The organism is Chromobacterium sp. FG89, assembly GCF_057808735.1.
The window spans coordinates 1-15,446 of record NZ_JBMDIQ010000022.1 but is presented as its reverse complement, the minus strand read 5'-3'; the positions used below and the strand labels follow the sequence as shown (position 1 = coordinate 15,446).

General features: G+C 67.0%; 14 protein-coding genes. 5 read left to right on the top strand and 9 right to left on the bottom strand.

What is annotated here, in order from left to right:
* Positions 1-72 precede the first annotated feature (72 nt).
* From ACODRW_RS19035 to ACODRW_RS18995, 9 genes are all read right to left on the bottom strand, one after another.
* On the bottom strand, positions 73-1,551 hold the full coding sequence (locus tag ACODRW_RS19035) for a S8 family peptidase (protein ID WP_488906459.1): 1,479 nt from the start codon (positions 1,549-1,551) through the stop codon (positions 73-75).
* 27 nt (positions 1,552-1,578) lie between these two features.
* Positions 1,579-3,246, bottom strand: a complete 1,668-nt coding sequence (locus ACODRW_RS19030; RefSeq protein WP_146176773.1) for an RCC1 domain-containing protein — start codon at positions 3,244-3,246, stop codon at positions 1,579-1,581.
* A 333-nt stretch (positions 3,247-3,579) separates the two neighbouring features.
* Positions 3,580-4,326 (bottom strand): tol-pal system protein YbgF, encoded by a 747-nt coding sequence (ybgF, locus tag ACODRW_RS19025; protein ID WP_107801474.1) that lies wholly within the window; start codon positions 4,324-4,326, stop codon positions 3,580-3,582.
* A gap of 161 nt (positions 4,327-4,487) precedes the next feature.
* On the bottom strand, positions 4,488-5,015 hold the full coding sequence (gene pal / locus ACODRW_RS19020) for a peptidoglycan-associated lipoprotein Pal (RefSeq protein WP_107801475.1): 528 nt from the start codon (positions 5,013-5,015) through the stop codon (positions 4,488-4,490).
* Between the two features lie 14 nt (positions 5,016-5,029).
* Positions 5,030-6,325, bottom strand: a complete 1,296-nt coding sequence (gene tolB, locus ACODRW_RS19015; RefSeq protein WP_488906458.1) for a Tol-Pal system beta propeller repeat protein TolB — start codon at positions 6,323-6,325, stop codon at positions 5,030-5,032.
* 74 nt (positions 6,326-6,399) lie between these two features.
* Positions 6,400-7,269 (bottom strand): energy transducer TonB, encoded by an 870-nt coding sequence (locus ACODRW_RS19010; protein ID WP_488906457.1) that lies wholly within the window; start codon positions 7,267-7,269, stop codon positions 6,400-6,402.
* The gene (locus ACODRW_RS19005; RefSeq protein WP_227106289.1) at positions 7,266-7,676 is read right to left on the bottom strand and encodes a biopolymer transporter ExbD; all 411 of its coding nucleotides are present in this window, start codon (positions 7,674-7,676) and stop codon (positions 7,266-7,268) included. The genes ACODRW_RS19010 and ACODRW_RS19005 overlap by 4 nt, the downstream gene beginning before the upstream one ends.
* 122 nt (positions 7,677-7,798) lie before the next feature.
* Positions 7,799-8,467, bottom strand: a complete 669-nt coding sequence (locus ACODRW_RS19000) for a class I SAM-dependent methyltransferase (RefSeq protein WP_488906456.1) — start codon at positions 8,465-8,467, stop codon at positions 7,799-7,801.
* A gap of 63 nt (positions 8,468-8,530) precedes the next feature.
* Complete coding sequence (locus ACODRW_RS18995) at positions 8,531-8,710, bottom strand: DUF3460 family protein (protein ID WP_235085168.1); 180 nt, start codon at positions 8,708-8,710, stop codon at positions 8,531-8,533.
* A gap of 234 nt (positions 8,711-8,944) precedes the next feature.
* On the opposite strand from ACODRW_RS18995, the gene ACODRW_RS18990 reads away from it, so the two are divergent.
* From ACODRW_RS18990 to ACODRW_RS18970, 5 genes are all read left to right on the top strand, one after another.
* A complete protein-coding gene (locus tag ACODRW_RS18990) occupies positions 8,945-10,378 on the top strand; it encodes an undecaprenyl-phosphate glucose phosphotransferase (protein ID WP_488906455.1) in 1,434 nt (477 codons plus the stop codon).
* A gap of 7 nt (positions 10,379-10,385) precedes the next feature.
* Positions 10,386-11,849, top strand: coding sequence for a mannose-1-phosphate guanylyltransferase/mannose-6-phosphate isomerase (locus ACODRW_RS18985; protein WP_488906454.1), 1,464 nt, complete (start codon positions 10,386-10,388; stop codon positions 11,847-11,849).
* Positions 11,846-12,760 carry a glycosyltransferase family 2 protein gene (locus ACODRW_RS18980; protein ID WP_235085160.1) on the top strand — a complete coding sequence of 305 codons (915 nt, stop codon included), beginning with the start codon at positions 11,846-11,848 and terminating at the stop codon, positions 12,758-12,760. Before ACODRW_RS18985 ends, ACODRW_RS18980 begins: the two co-directional genes overlap by 4 nt.
* Before the next feature lie 5 nt (positions 12,761-12,765).
* Positions 12,766-13,572, top strand: coding sequence for a polysaccharide biosynthesis/export family protein (locus ACODRW_RS18975; protein ID WP_227106300.1), 807 nt, complete (start codon positions 12,766-12,768; stop codon positions 13,570-13,572).
* Between the two features lie 27 nt (positions 13,573-13,599).
* Positions 13,600-15,446 (top strand): GumC family protein (locus ACODRW_RS18970; RefSeq protein ID WP_488906453.1); only part of this gene is annotated, 1,847 nt, incomplete at its 3' end.

The window sequence follows — 15,446 nt, the reverse complement described above, 5'->3', positions numbered from 1 at the left end:
CTCCCGGTGTGCAGGGAAAGGAAGCCGCAAGCGAACCGGCGGCCGGCGCCGGGGCGCCGACCGCCGGCCGGCTTAGTTGGCTTTGGCCGCGCGCACCGCCGCCGCCGCGTCGGTGATGCCGGCGGAGCAACCTTCGCAATCCGCCGCCGGTTGGCGGGCGGTCTTGATCAGGATGTTGCGCACCGCTTTCCAGTTGAGGCTGGGGTTGGAGGACAGCATCAGCGCCACCAGGCCGGCCACGTGGGGCGTGGCCATGGAGGTGCCCTGGAAGGCGGCGTAGCTGTCCGCGCCCGGCACGGTGGCGCCGCTGTTCAGCGTGGAGTAGATGCCGGGGTCGCCGATGTTGAGATCGCCGCCCGGCGCGGTGACGGTGGTGATCGCGCCGTAGTTGGAGTAGGAGGCGATGCCGCCGGACTTGCCGTTGGAAGCGACGGTGATCACGCCGGGGCAGCTGGCCGGGTTGGTGTTGCGCACGTTCTTCATCGCGTTGCCGGCGGCCACCACCACCACGCCGTTGCGGGCGTTGACCTGCTGGATGGCGTCGCGATAGGTGCGGCTGCACGGCTGGGCGCCGCCCAGCGACATGCTCAGCACCCGCGCCACATTGGCGTTGACCGGCGCGCCGGGCACGGTGGCGCCCACCGCCCACAGCATGGCGTCGGCGATGTCCGAGCTGGCACCGCCGCATTGGCCCAGCACGCGCAGCGGCAGCAGCTTGGATTTGGGCGCCACGCCGGTCAGGCCGTTGGCGTCGCCGGCGGCCGCGGCGATGGTGCCGGCCACGTGAGTGCCGTGCCAGCTGCTGTTGCCGGCGCGGCACAGGCTGCCGTCGCTGTAATCGCCCTGATCCAGGCCGTTGTTGGTGCGCGCGTTTTGCACCGGTTGGCCGTTGCTGTCCAGCAGCGGGCTGCCGTCGGCATTGGTCTGCGCCACCGCCGGCAGGCGCGCGCGCTTGGGATCGGAGATGAAGTTGTAGCCCGGTTCCAGCAGATTGGGCTTGAGGTCGGCGTGCGGACGATAGCCGGTGTCCAGCACCGCCACGGTGACGCCGGCGCCCAGCGACAGGTCCCAGGCGGCGGGCAGGTTCATCGCGCCCGGCTCACCGGCGCTGGCCTGCATATCCCATTGCTTGGCCGCGTAGAGCGGGCTGCTGGGCAGGTAGTTGGGGCTCATGACGAAGTCCGGCTCGGCGTATTCCACCGCCGGGTCTTGCTGGATCTTGCGCGCCAGGGTCTGGGCCTCGGCCACGCTCATCGCCTTGCCGCTTTGATAGACGTAGGCGCCGGTGCCCATCTGGTGATGGAATTGCAGCGGGCTGCCGCTCAGTTGCTGCACGCGTTGGGTGCGGGCGGCGAAATCCGCCGGGCGGCTGGACGGGGCGCGGCCGCCGTTGGCGATGCGAGCCTGGGTCAGTTGCAGCTGGGAGACGCTGTGGTATTTGACGATGATGCCGGTGATGCCGGCGGCGGAGGGCGCCGCGGCGGCGATGTCGGCGCCGGCGCCGGCCAGCAGCGCGGCGGTCAGCAGGGACAGCGAGGTTTTGCGGTTCATGTGTTATTGCTCCAATGCGGCGACGGCTTAGTTCTTGACGTAGGGGATGGCGGCGAGGCCGGCCGGGGCATTGCCGCCGGCGGACGGGCTGCCCCAGGCGACGAACTTGCCGTCCTTGGCCACGGCGAGGAAGCCGCCGAGCGGAGTGCTGTAAATGGCGCGGATATTGACCAGGCGCGAGCGGACGGCGGAGCTGTCGCCGCCGTGGGTGGGCGCGCCCCAGGTGACCACGCTGCCGTCGGCCTTCAAGGCGGCGAAGGCGTAGTCGTTGGCGAACACGGCCACCACATCGCGCAGGCGGTGCCGCACCGCGCTGCTGTCGCCGCCGCGCAGTTCGTCGCCCCAGGTCACGACGCTGCCGTCCTGACGCAGCGCGGCGAAGGCCAGTTCGGTGGAGGCGATGGCGCGCACGCGGTTGAGCTGGTGTTGCACGCCGCTGGCGTCGTTGCGGGCGCTGTCGCCCCAGGTGACCACGCTGCCGTCCTTGCGCAAGGCGGCGAAGGCGGTCTTGCTGGCGTAGAGCTTGGCCACGCCGGCCAGGTTGCCGGCCACCGGGCCGGTGTCGGCGCCGCGGTCGAAATAGGCGCTGCCTATGGTGGCCACCGAGCCGTCCTGCTTCAGCGCGGCGAAGACGTTGAGGTTGGTCTGCACGGCGCTGACGCCGGCGGGCATGGGCTCGCTGCCGTCGTAGTAGTCGCTGGTCTGGCCGTCCCAGTTCAGGCCCCACACCACCACGCTGCCGTCTTTTTTCAGCGCGGCGAAGTTGTAATCGGTGGCGGCGATGCTGGCCACATTGTTGAGTTTGGCGGCCAGCGGCGAGGCGTCGCCGCCGGAATTGGGATCGCCGAAGGCGAGCACGCTGCCGTCCTTCTTCAGCACCGCCACCGCGCCCAGATTGTGGCTGACGCTGGCGACGTCCTTCAGCGCGGCCAGTCGGGCGGCGTCGAAGTAGGAGGAGATGGATTTGGAGCCGCCGCTGCCGTCGAAGGTGGTTTCGATATTGCCCCAGCTGGTGGCGCTGCCGTCGCCGTTGAGCGCGACGAAGCCGCGTTTGGTGGGCCACAGCTTGGCGATCTTGCCCAGCGGCGCCACCGGGGAGGTGGCGTCGGCGCTGCCTACGCCCACCGGGCCGGCGAAACTGGCGCCGGAGCCGGCGCGGCCCCAGCCGACGACGGTGCCGTCGGCCTGCAGCGCGGCCATCGCGCGTTCATTGCCGGCCACCGCCACCACGTCCTTGGGTTGGGCGGGCAGGGCGGAGGTGTCGCCGCCCAGGCGGCGGCTGCCCCAGACCGCCAGCGTGCGGTCCGCCTTGAGCACGGCGAACACCGACGGCGCGCTGAACACGTTCTGCGGCACCAGGGTCTGGCTGGCGCTGGTCAGCGCGCAGCTGACGGTGGCGGTCAGCGGCTGGTCCGGCGCGCTGTCTTCGGCGCTGAAGCCGCGGGCGCCGTTGCTCCATTGCACGCGGGGCTGGCCCAGGCACAGGCCGCTGGGCACCGCGGTCAGCACGCCGCCGCGGTTGCCGAAGATGTCCACCGCCAGGCGGCCGCTGCCGCCATGATGGCTGGAGCCGTCGCCGGGCTGGCTGCCGCTGCCGTCGTCTTCGCAGCCGGACAGGCCGCCGATCAGCGCTACGCCCACGGCGATAGCGCCAAGCCGGAACCATTGGGTTCCGCTTGCTTGTGTGGTTCTCATCACGGGTAACTCCTTTGTAGATCTTGTCGTTTGTATTTTTATCCTGGGTTTAAACCCAGAACGAATATATTGTCATGCGATAAGCATGTTTGGTAGAGAAAACGCATGGATAAGGCAAGCGGGAGCGGAGGCGGCGGAGGGAGGGGGAGGCGGAGCGCTGCGCCATTTTGGTGCGGCGAGCGGATAACCATTGGTTATAATTATTTGTGTTTTAATTTTTTATTGAAAAATCAGCTATTTGCCGGCGACGGAAACGACGCGGAAGACAAAGCCAGCCGCGGCGGGCTGGCTTCAAAATGGGGCATGACGGCCGGAGGGGAGCCGGCCGGGGTGTTACATTTTTGCCAGTTGTTGGCGCGCTTTTTGGGCGGAGTCCGTCTTGGGATACAGTTTGATCAGGCGTTTGTAAGTGGCTTTGGCCTGGTCCATTTGGCCTAGGTCGCGCTGGCAATTGCCGATATTGCGCAGGGCTTCCGGCGCGAAGTGGTTGTCCGGAAACTGCTCGACGAAGCGGCGATGGATGTCGATGGCGGCGTCGTATTGGCGCAGCGCGGTGTGGGATACGCCCAGCCAGTAAGTGGCTTCCGCCACTTGCGGCGCTTGCGGGTTTTGTTCGATGAAGCCGCGCAGCGCGTCGGCGGCTTTGGCGAAGTCGCGAGCGCGCAGCAGGTTCAGCGCCTTGTCGTAATCCGGGCTGGTGGCGGCGCCGCCGTCCGCGGAGCCGGAGGCCGCGTCGCCGTGCGTGGCGGGCATGGGCTTGGCGCCGCTGTTTTCCAGATGGCCCAATCGGCCGTCCAGATCGTTGTACAGATCGTTCTGGCGCTTCTGCGTGGTTTGCAGATTGTAGTTCAGCACTTCCACGTCGCCGCGCAGCTTGGCCACTTCGGCCTTCATCGCTTCCAGCTGGCTGACCATTTCCAACAGCTTTTCATTGGAAAGCTTGCTTTCCACTTCATTGAGCCGGGTGGACGCCTGGCGGTTGACTTGGTCCAGCTGGCGGCGGGTTTCTTCCAGATCGCCGGTGGTGGCGCAGCCGGTGAGAACCAGCAAGAGCGCGCTGCAGAGGGTGAGCCGTTTCATGGTTGTCCCGGGATGTCCCGCCGTCCGGCCCGGAGGGGACGACGCTTGTAAGGTGGGTGGCAATGAATACAGCCGGATATCTTAACGGCAAGCGCGTGAAAACGCATCCGCCCGATGTCCGGCTGTAAAAGCCGGCCCTGAGTCGGGCCGGCGGTTTGGGCTTAGTGGCCTTGGTACACGATGTCGGCGCGACGGTTCTCGGCGAAGTCCGCGTCGGTGTTGCCGGTGGCGCGCGGTTTTTCCTTGCCGAAGCTGACCGCTTCCAGCTGGCTTTCCTTGGCGCCCAGCACTTCCATCGCCTTTTTCACGCTTTCGGCGCGACGCTGACCCAGGGCCAGGTTGTATTCGCGGCTGCCGCGGGCGTCGGTGTTGCCCTGGATGATGACTTTTTTGTCAGCGTTCTGCTTCAGGTAGGCGGAGTGGGTTTCCACTACCGGCTTGCCGCTGGCGTCAACGGAGGAGGAGTCGAAGCCGAAGTAGACGCTGCGCTTGGCCAGCGGGCTGTTGGGATCGTTCAAGGGATCCACGGACACCTGGTTCTGGTTGCCGCTGCCGGTGTCCACCGGCGCGGTGGTCTGCGGCGTGGTGGGCTGCTGGGTGCCGGCGGTGGTGTCAGCCGGTTTGGTGCTGGCGCAGGCGGCCAGCAGGGTAACGGTGGCGGTGCCGAGGACGAGTTGTTTCCAGTTCATATCAATAGCTCCAATTAAGGACGATTAAATGGGCCCCAAGCCGGGTCCTGTACATCGCCGTTGATCACGGCCAATTTCACTTTGCTGCTGCCATCCGTGGTGGCGGCGTACAACACGCTCTTGCCGCCGGCGTCGCTGGCGTACAGCACCATGCGGCCGTTGGGGGCGAAGCTTGGGCGTTCGTTGTAGCCGCTGTCCGACAGCGCGCGGCTGTCGTTGGTGGCCAGGTCTTGCGCCATCACGCGGAAGTTGCCTCCCTCGCGACGGATGTAACTCAGGGTCTTGCCGTCCGGCGACACCTTGGGCGACACGTTGTAGCGTCCTTCCCAGGTGACGCGCTGGGCGTTGCCGCCATCGGCGGACACGCGGTAAATCTGCGGGCCGCCGGCGCGGTCGGAGACAAAGTACAAGCTGCCGCCGTCCGGGCTCCATGTGGGCTCGGTGTCGATGCCGCCGTTGTACATCAGCCTGCGCGCGCCGCCGCCGCCGCCGTTGGCGTTGATCACGTAAATCTGCGAATTGCCGCTGGTGGTCAGCACCACCGCCAGCTTGCCGCCGTCCGGGCTCCAGGCCGGCGCGGAATTGCTGCCCTTGAAGTTGGCGGCGGCGAAACGCTGGCCGGTGGCCAGGCTCTGCACCCAGACCACCGGCTTCTTGCTTTCAAACGACACATAGGCGATGCGTCCGCCGTCCGGGCTCCAACTGGGGGAGATGATGGGCTCCCTGGAGCGCAGAATGGTCTGGGCGCGTCCGCCGTCCACGTCCGCCACTTGCAAGAGATAGCTGCCGCCGGTCTTCAGCACGTAAACGATGCGGGTGTTGAAGAAGCCTTTCTGGCCGGTGATCGCCTCGTAGATCATGTCGGCGATCGCGTGCGCCACCTGGCGTGTGCGGTCCGGGGTGACGGTGAATTCGCCGCCGGTCAGCTGCTTCTTCTGCGCGACGTCCATCAGCCGGAAACTGATTTTCAACTGTCCGCCGCTCGCCGCCTCCACTTTGCCGATGGCGACGGACTGCGCGCCGGCGGCCTGCCACAGCGGGTAGCGGATGTCGGCGGGCTCAAACGGCGTATTGGCCACGCCGGCGGCGTCCACCATGCGGAAGACGCCGGAAATCGTCAGATCGTTCTTGATCACCGGGCTCAGGCCGCCCTGGGCGTTGGCTTCGTCCTTGAACGGCGCGATGGCGATGGCGTGGCGATTGGCCCCGCCGCCGACGATCTCGATGGTCATTTCCGCTTGCGCGCCGCCTGCGGCCATCAGGCCCAGCGTGACGAGCAGCATATTCAACAGAGTTTTGAAGCTGGACATTAGTTCCCTCGAATCAGTCTATCGGCATGAGGCGACGCCGCAGCCGGTCCATCATGGCTTGTGTTTGGTCCGCCTTATGACTTGGGCCGGAACTCCATCTTGAACTGCCGGTAGCCATCGTTGAAATTGGCGCCGGGCGGCAGCGCCGGGAAGGTTTTCGCTTCCCAGATCGCCCTTTGCACCGCGTCGTCGTAAGCCTTGCTGCCGCTGCTTTGCAGCAGCTGCACCCGGTTCACTTCCAGCGAGGGCAGCAGGCTGACCTGCAACACCACTTTGGGGTTGCCGCTCAGTTCCGGCGGCACTTGCACCAGCGGGGTGACTTTGGCCTTGACCCGGCTGATCCAGCCGGCCTTGGCCGTCGACGAGCCGTTGGCCGCGCCGCCGGCCACGCCGTTGGGCGAACCGGCCTGATCGCTGCGCGCATTGGCCTTGCCGCTGGTGCGCGGGCTGTCCAGGCTGGCCAACAGGTCGTCGGCTTCCGGGTTGTAGGTTTTGGACGGTTTGGGCTTGGCCTGCGGTTTGGCGGCCGGCGCCGGCGGCGCTTTGGCCTCCGGTTTTTTCTCGGCGGGCTTGTCCGCTTTTTTCGCTTCGGGCTTCTTCGCCGGTTCCGGCTTGGGCTCCGGTTTAGGCTCGGGCTTGGGTTCCGGTTTGAGCTTGGGCGGTTCCGGCGGTTTCTTGTCGCGGCCCAAGTTGACGTCGGCCGGCGGCTCGGCCACGGCGGGGCGCGGCGGTTCCGCCACCGGCGCGGGCTTGGGTTCGGCCACCGCGGTCGGCGCGGGCGGTGGCGGCGCGGTGGTCCACAGCTCCAGCGCCACCGGCGCCTGTTCCTGCAGGGTTTGGGAATGGAAGCCGCCCCACAGCAGCAGGCCGACCACGGCGACGTGCAGCAGTACCGAAACGATCAGCGACCAAGGACGCGGCGAGGTGGACACTGCGGCCATCATCCCTGCTTCTGCTGCTTGACCGTCAGCGCCACGCGCTTGACGCCGGCCTGGTGGAGTTTGTCGGCGATCTGCACCACTTCGGCGTACTTGAGGTTGGCGTCGGCGGAGATGGCCACCGGGCGTTCGGCCGCGCCCAAGGCCTGGATTTGCACCGCAAGGTCGGCGACGGAGGCGACGTCGGTCTTGCGGTCGTTGTCTATCAGTTGGATCTTGCCCTGGGCGTCCACGGTCACTTCCAGCGGACGGGTGTCGATGCTGGCGGCCTGGGACACGCTGGGCACTTCGATCACGCCGGGCGTGAACATCGGCGCGGTCACCATGAAGATGACCAGCAGCACCAGCATCACGTCGATGTAAGGCACGACGTTCATCTGGTTCATCTGGCGGCGGGGACGGCGATTGAGCATGGAGCGTCTGTTAGCGTTGGCAAGCGGTCATGATACACCGGGCTCCGGTCTAGGTGTCCGGGGGAAGCGGATCAGACCGCGGCGGATCATGAAAAGTTCATGGCCACGGTCGCCTGTGGGGCTCAGGCCAGCCGCGTGCACAGGGTCAGCCCGTCCCCCACCGGCAGCACGCACATGCGGATGCGCGGGTCGTGCTTCAGGCCGGCGTTGAAGTCGTGCATCAGATGCACGCCGGGCGGGTCTTCCGGCTTGGGCTCCACCACGCGGCCGGACAGGAAAATATTGTCGATGGCGATCACGCCGCCGGGGCGCACCAGCTGCAGGCAGGCTTCGTAATAGTCGCGGTAGGCAGGCTTGTCCGCGTCGATGAAGGCCAGGTCGTACTGACCGGCCTGGCCGGCGTCCAGCTGCTCGCGCAAGGTGGCGAGCGCCGGTTGCAACACCAGTTCGATGCGCTCGGCGACGCCGGCGCGGGCCCAGTAGTCGCGGGCGACGGCGGTGAAGGTTTCGCTGACGTCGCAGGCCAGCGTGCGGCCGTCTTCCGGCATCGCCAGCGTCACCGCCAGCGCGCTGTAACCGGTGAATACGCCGATCTCCAGATAGCGGCGCGCGCCTATCAGCTGCGCCAGCCAGGCCATGAACTGGCCCTGTTCCGGCGCGATCTGCATTTTGGCCATGCGGTGGGTGGCGGTGAATTCGCGCAGATCGCGCATCACCGGGTGTTCGCTGAGGCTGATGTTCAGCAGGTAATCGTGCAAGGCGCCGTCTAGCGCCACGGTGCGGCTGGTCATGGGGTGTGCAGTGCAATCGGAAACGCCCGCGGCGCGGGCGTCGGGTCAGGCGGGGAGCCGGGCTTATTCCGGCTGGTAAACATAGGGCTGCTGCGGCACGCGGGATTCTTTCCAGCGTTCCTGGTCGTCGGCGTTCACTTGACGATCCCACAGGGTCAGGCGCAGTTCGCGGCGCTGGCTGTCCACTTCCGGATGTTCTTCCAGGAAGCCGTTGATGAATTGGGTGAAATCGGACTGATACATCGCATCGTTCCTTCTGGGGTGATGTCGTGATTTTAATCGATAAATCGCCGCGCAGTCAGCTTGAGCGCCCGCTTTACATTCTTTTTGACAACAGATTTCAAACTGTAACGCAAATCTGGTTGCGTCGGAGAAGCTTTGCTGCGATATTGCGTAAAAGATTTAAAGACATTTAAGCAAAATTTTAAACTGAAAAGGCGTTTTTGTTTAAGCAAATTAAACTTAACGGTTTATGTGATGCGAATTCGCAATGTGGACAGCTTGGTGCAGTTCTACCCCGAGACCTTGACCTATCTGCGGCTGCTGGCTCGGCTGACGCATTTGGCGATGGTGTTGGCGCCCGGCTGCGTTTTGCTGCTGCTTGAGCCGGTTTCGGCGGAGGCCCGCGGGCAGGCCGTACAGGTCTTGCTGCTTGCCGGCGTCCTGGCCTTGCTGTCTTTTCAGGCCTTTGGCGTCTACGGCGGCGGCATGTTTCTGCGTCAGTTGCGTTTGCGGCCCTTGGCCGCGGCGTGCGCGCTGCTGTTTGCGGTCTTGTGGCTGGCGCGCGGGCTGTCGCCGGCGCTGGCGGCCTTGCCGGACCGGCTGTGGCCGGTCTGGTTCGCGGCGACGCTGACGCTCTTGCTGTCGCAGCGCTTGCTGGTGCATGTCTGGTGCCGCCGGCTGGTGCGCCGCGGCGTGGGCCTGCAGCGCACGGTGATTCTGGGCTGTACCGCCAGCGGCCACTTGCTGGCCGGTTTCCTGCGGGAGAACGCGGACATCCGCGCTTGCGTGATTGGTTTTGTCGACGACCGCTCCGACCGTTTGCAGCACGCGATGGCCGGCCTGCCCTATTTGGGCGGCATGCAGCGGCTGGAGGCGATGGTGCGCGAGGGCGAGGTGCAGCAAATCCTGGTGGCGCTGCCCTGGGCGGCGGTCAAGCGGATGGGGGATTTGGTCAGCCTGCTGCGGCGCTTGCCGGTGACGGTGCTGCTGGCGCCGGACATGGCGGGCTTGCGGCACGCCCATCATCGGGTGAGCGCGGTGGCCGGGCTGCCCATGTTCAATATTTCCGAGCGGCCGCTCAAGGGCTGGTCGCCCTTGCTCAAGCGCTGCGAGGACGTGTTGCTGGCCGCTTGCGCGCTGACGCTGGCCGCGCCGCTGATGTTGTTGATCTCCGCGGCGATCAAGCTGGACTCGCCGGGGCCGGTGTTGTTCCGGCAGCGGCGCTACGGCTACAACAACCGCCTGATCGAGGTCTACAAATTCCGCTCCATGTACGTGGAGCAGGCCGACGCGGACGCCGAGGCGCAAACCACCCGCCGCGATCCGCGCGTGACCCGCGTCGGCCGTTTCATCCGCAAGACCAGCCTGGACGAGTTGCCGCAATTGCTCAATGTGCTGGGCGGCAGCATGTCCATGGTGGGGCCGCGTCCGCACGCCACCGCCACCAAGGCCGCCGGCGTCTTGTTTGAGGACGCGGTGGCGGAATATTCCGCCCGCCACCGGGTCAAGCCGGGCATTACCGGCTGGGCCCAGGTCAACGGCTACCGCGGCGAGACCGACACGCTGACCAAGATAGAGCGCCGGGTGGCGCACGATCTCGAATACATCGAGAACTGGTCGCTGTGGTTCGACGCCTACATCCTGATCCGCACCCTGCCGGCCGTGCTCTCGGCCGACGAAGCCTATTGAGGCCGCCATGCAAAGCCCAAGACCAGAACTGATTCCCTGCATCGTGTCCGGCGGCGCCGGCACCCGTTTGTGGCCGGTGTCCCGGCAAGCGTTTCCCAAGCCCTTCATCCGGCTGGCCGACGATCAGAGCCTGTTGCAGAAAGCCTTTCTGCGCGCCGCGCGCCTGCCGGGGGTGAAACGGGTGATGATCATCACCAATCAGCAGGCGCAGCTGCGCACCCTGGACGAATGCCGGGCGGTCAACGCCGGTGGACTGGCGCTGGAGCTGCTGCTGGAGCCGGAAGGGCGCAACACCGCGCCGGCGCTGGCGGCGGCCGCCGCGGACCTGCTGGAGCGCGAGCCGGAGGCCGATCCGCTGCTGCTGGCGTTGCCGGCGGATCATCTGATCGCCGACGAAGCCGCTTTCGCCGCCGCGGTGGAGAAGGCCGTGCGGCTGGCCGCCGCCGGCCGCATCGTCGTTTTCGGCCTGACGCCCAGCCGCGCGGAAACCGGCTTCGGCTATATCGAGGCCGGCGCGGCGATCGGCGTCGACGGCCAGGAGGTGGCGCGTTTCGTGGAAAAGCCGGACCGCGCCGCCGCCGAGAGCTATCTGGCCGGCGGCCGTCATCTGTGGAACAGCGGCATGTTCTGTTTTTCCGCCGCCGCGCTGTGCGCAGAACTGGCCGAACACGCGCCCCAGGTGCTGGCGGCGGTGCGGGACTGCCTGGCGCACAGCCCGGCGTCCCCGCACGCGGACCACAGGCTGCGCGCGCTTGAGCATGAGCGCTTCGGCCGCTGCCCGGATATTTCCATCGACTACGCGGTGATGGAGCATACCCGCGCCGCGGCGGTGGTGCGCTGCGAGCTGGGCTGGAGCGATATCGGCAACTGGGACAGCCTGGCCGAGCAGTTCCCGGCCGACGCGGACGGCAACCGCGTCAGCGGCGACGCCTTGCTGCGGGACAGCCGGGATTGCTTCATCCAGAGCCGCGGCCGGCTGATCGCGATGCTGGGCGTGGACAATCTGGCGGTGGTGGACACTCCGGACGCCTTGTTGGTGGCCAAGCGCGAGCGCAGCCAGGACGTGAGGGAGCTGGCGCGGCGGCTGCAGGAGCAGAACCACCCGGCCTGGCGGCTGCACCTGAGCTCGCAGCGGCCCTGGGGCCATTACACCGTGCTGGCGGACAGCGAGCGCTACAAGATCAAGCGCATTGTGGTGAAGCCCGGCGCGGCGCTGTCCTTGCAGATGCATCATCACCGCAGCGAGCACTGGATCGTGGTCAGCGGCACGGCGATGGTGACCCACGGCCAAGAAGAGCGCTTGCTGCACACCAATGAATCCACCTTCATTCCCGCCGGCGAAACCCATAGATTGAGCAATCCCGGCCTGATCGACCTGGTGTTGATCGAGGTGCAGAGCGGCGAATACCTGGGCGAGGACGACATCGTGCGCTTCGCCGACGACTACGGCCGTTCGGAGGCCGCGCCGTGAGCCGAACCGCGCTGATCCTGCCGGTGCGCAACGCCGGCCGCCATCTGGACCGGCTGCTGCCGGCGCTGGCGGCGCAAAGCCTGCGCCCGGACGAATGGCTGGTGCTGGACAGCGAGTCCAGCGACGGCAGCCGGGCGCGCCTGCTGGCCGCCGGCGCCAGCGTGGTGCCGGTGCGCGCCGCGGACTTCAATCACGGCGGCACCCGCCGGCTGGCCAGCGAGCTGACCGACGCCAAAGTGCTGATCTATCTGACCCAGGACGCCATTCCCGCCGGCCCCGACGCCCTGCGCCGCTTGCGCGACGCGCTGCTGGCGGAGGACGACATCGGCGTCGCCTACGGCCGTCAACTGCCGCAGCCGGACGCCGGCTTGCTGGGCGCGCACGCGCGCCGCTTCAATTATCCGCCGTTCAGCCGCACCAAGCGGCTGGCCGACGCCGCCGAGCTGGGCATCAAGACCTGTTTCAGCTCGGACTCCTTCGCCGCTTATCGCCGCGAGGCGCTGCGCGGGGTGGGCGGTTTCCCCGTGGACGTGATCGGCTCCGAAGACGCCCACGTCGCCGGCCGCATGCTGCTGGCCGGCTGGTCGGTGCGCTACGAAGCCGCCGCCTGCGTCCACCATTCCCACGATTACGGGCTGTGGGAGGAAATGCGCCGTTATTTCGACATCGGCGTGTTTTACGGCCGCGAGCGCTGGATCGCCGAACGCTTCGGCCGCGCCGGCGCGGAAGGGCGGCGCTTTGTGCGCTCGGAACTGGAGACGGTTCGCCGCGCCGGCCAGCCCTGGCGGCAGTCCGAAGTGTTGCTGCGCTGCGCGCTCAAGCTGGCCGGCTACCGGCTGGGCCATGTCGAACGCTGGCTGCCGCGCGCGCTCAAGCGCCGCCTCAGCATGTTCCCCGCTTACTGGAAATGAACGCGATGACCACCGCCAAGCTCGCCGCCGTCTTGTTGTCCGCCCTTTTGGGCGGACTGACGGCCTGTTCCACCCCCAGCACCATCGCGCTGCCGGACGCCAAGACCGTGGAAGCGCGGCGGCTGGCGCTGCGCGACATCAGCCAATTGCCGCCGCCGACGACGCGGGTGATGAACGGCGACACCCTGCGCATCGTCCGCGACGCGCAATCCCCGGCGGAAAAAGACGAGATGGCGCTGTTCTTCGTGCGCCCGGACGGCAGCTTTTCCTATCCCAACGCCGGCCTGGTCCGCGGCGGCGGCCGCACGCCGGAGGAGATAGGGGCGGAGATCACCGAGCGGCTGTCCGCGCTGTACCGCCAGCCGCAAGTCACCGTCAACATCGCCATCGCGCCGGGCAACCGCGTCTTCGTCGGCGGCGCGGTGCGCAATCCGTCCGCCTTCGAGCTGAGCGCCGCCGCCAGCATCGAACAGGCGGTGATAGGCGCCGGCGGCGTGCTGCCGTCCGCCGACAGCGAGCACGTGGCGCTGCTGCGCATGGACGAGACCGGCCTGTATCAGATTTATTTCACCGATCTGGCGCGGATGCTGGACCCGGCCGCCGGACGGCGCGGGGTGATGCTGCAGCGCGGCGACATCGTGTTCGTGCCCAAGTCCGCCATCGGCAAGGCGGTGGAAGGCGTGGACATGTACGTCAACCAGCTGCTGCCCTTCTCCAAGGCGATAGGCATAGGACTGAATTACGACCTGGGCGGCAAGGGCAGCAACAACGTCAACATCCAGAACAACCCCACCATCAAGGCCGGCGGCTAGCCCCTGGTCCGCACCGGCGATAGCGATATGATAGAAATCCGCTCCTTCCGCGACCTGGCCCGCCTGTTCTTCATCTTCCGGCGCGAGTTCAAATGGGCCTTCGTCGCCACCGTGCTGGTGGCGGCGCTGGGCGCCTTCCTGCTGCCGGCCCGCTACGAATCCGAAGCGCGGCTGCTGGTCAAGCCCGGCCGCGACACCAGTACGTTGCCGATCGAATACGCCGACCGTCAGACGCTGGTGGCGCCCAGCACTCAGCGCGACCCCATCGTCGACGAGGAAAAGCTGCTGACCGGCCGCCCCATCATCCACCAAGTGGCCGACTACTACCTGAACGAGATGCGTTCTCCGCCGCCGCAAGGCTGGTGGAAAACCGTCAAGCATCGGCTAAAGCAGGCGGCCGGCGCTGTGCTGGACGGCGCGCGCGACGCGCTGGCCCTGATCGGGGTGGTGGAAACGCAGACGCCGCAGGAGCGGCTGGCCGCCAAGCTGGAAAAGCAATTCAGCGTCAGCCACCAAAGCGGCTCGGCGGTGATGGAAATCGCTTTCAGCTGGGACGATCCGGCGGTGGCGCGGCAAGTGCTGAACAAATGGCTGGCGCTGTATATCGACGAGCGCAGCCGCGCGCTGGGGCGCAAAAGCCTGTACGCGTTTTACGAAACCGAAAGCGGCAAGCTGGCCGAGCAGATCGCCGGCTACAAGGAGCGGATCGGCCAGCAATTGCGCCAGATCGACGGCATCAGCTCCAAGGAGCGTCTGGACAGCCTCACCGACCAGCTCAACAAGCTGGAGGCGGCGCGCAGCGCCGATCAGGCGGAGTGGACGGCGATGCAGGGCGGCATCGCCAACGCCCAGGCCAGCGGCGGCAAGCTGCCGCGCGAAATCGTCAAGGAGCGCGAACTGAGCCTGAACCCGGCGCGGCAAGACCTCAAGCTCAAGCTCAACGGCCTGGAGCTGGAACGGCTGGACAAGCTCAAGACCTATCTGCCGGACGCGCCGCCCATCCGCGAACTGGATGAAAACATCGCCGCGCTTAAGAACTTGATCGCCCGGGAAAAAGACACGGTGCAGCGCTCGGAAAACCGCGCGCCCAGCGATCTCGTCAATCTGCTGGAGCGCGGCAAGTTGGAGCGCGGCATGCGCGCCGGCGAGCTGAAGGCCAAGGTGGCGGCTTACGACAAGGCCATCACCGAGCTGAAGGACGAGCGCGCGCGCATTCTCGGCGTGGAGCCGGAGCTGTCGCGGCTGGAACGCAATCTGGCGGTGGCGGAAAAGAACTACCTGCTCTACCGCGACAGTCTGGAAAAGGCGCGCATCGACCGTGAGCTGGACAACAGCCGCATCAGCAATATCGCGGTGATAGAGCAGGCCACTTTCAGCCCGGCGCGCGTGTTTCCCAAGAGCCTGGCCATCCTGCTGGCCGCGGTGCCGGCCGGCCTGGCGGTGGGCCTGTTCGCCCTTTACCTGTGCTATCTGCTGGACCAACGCATCCACGACGGCGGCGGCGTAGAGCGCCGTTTCGGCGTGCCGCTGTGGAGCACGCTGATGGAGCTGGAGCCGGGGCGGACCCTGCCGCCGGCCTTCGAGGCCAGCGTCTATCGCCTGTACAGCCAGTTGCCGGCCGACAAGCTGGCGCGGGACGGCCTGGTCATCGGCCTGGCGTCGTCGCGGCGCGGCGAGGGCGTCAGCTTCGTCGCCGGCCATTTTTTGCGGGTGCTGGCCGAGCGCGGCGTGCCGGCGCGGCTGGCCGCCGGGGACGCGCGCGTCGCCGCCGGCGAGGTGGCGCTGATCGAAGCGCCGGCGCTGCTCGACAATCAGCAGGCCTTCGTGCAGCTGAAGCGCGCCGATCTGATCTTGCTGGTGGTGGGGGGGGGGGC

What these genes read in the sequence shown, in the direction of transcription:
- ACODRW_RS19035 (WP_488906459.1), bottom strand. Translation starts at nt 1,551, where the DNA reads ATGAACCGCAAAACCTCGCTGTCCCTGCTGACCGCCGCGCTGCTGGCC.
- ACODRW_RS19000 (WP_488906456.1), bottom strand. Translation starts at nt 8,467, where the DNA reads ATGACCAGCCGCACCGTGGCGCTAGACGGCGCCTTGCACGATTACCTG.
- tolB (WP_488906458.1), bottom strand. Translation starts at nt 6,325, where the DNA reads ATGTCCAGCTTCAAAACTCTGTTGAATATGCTGCTCGTCACGCTGGGC.
- ybgF (WP_107801474.1), bottom strand. Translation starts at nt 4,326, where the DNA reads ATGAAACGGCTCACCCTCTGCAGCGCGCTCTTGCTGGTTCTCACCGGC.
- pal (WP_107801475.1), bottom strand. Translation starts at nt 5,015, where the DNA reads ATGAACTGGAAACAACTCGTCCTCGGCACCGCCACCGTTACCCTGCTG.
- ACODRW_RS18975 (WP_227106300.1), top strand. Translation starts at nt 12,766, where the DNA reads ATGACCACCGCCAAGCTCGCCGCCGTCTTGTTGTCCGCCCTTTTGGGC.
- ACODRW_RS18985 (WP_488906454.1), top strand. Translation starts at nt 10,386, where the DNA reads ATGCAAAGCCCAAGACCAGAACTGATTCCCTGCATCGTGTCCGGCGGC.
- ACODRW_RS18995 (WP_235085168.1), bottom strand. Translation starts at nt 8,710, where the DNA reads ATGTATCAGTCCGATTTCACCCAATTCATCAACGGCTTCCTGGAAGAA.
- ACODRW_RS18990 (WP_488906455.1), top strand. Translation starts at nt 8,945, where the DNA reads ATGCGAATTCGCAATGTGGACAGCTTGGTGCAGTTCTACCCCGAGACC.
- ACODRW_RS19005 (WP_227106289.1), bottom strand. Translation starts at nt 7,676, where the DNA reads ATGCTCAATCGCCGTCCCCGCCGCCAGATGAACCAGATGAACGTCGTG.
- ACODRW_RS19030 (WP_146176773.1), bottom strand. Translation starts at nt 3,246, where the DNA reads ATGAGAACCACACAAGCAAGCGGAACCCAATGGTTCCGGCTTGGCGCT.
- ACODRW_RS19010 (WP_488906457.1), bottom strand. Translation starts at nt 7,269, where the DNA reads ATGATGGCCGCAGTGTCCACCTCGCCGCGTCCTTGGTCGCTGATCGTT.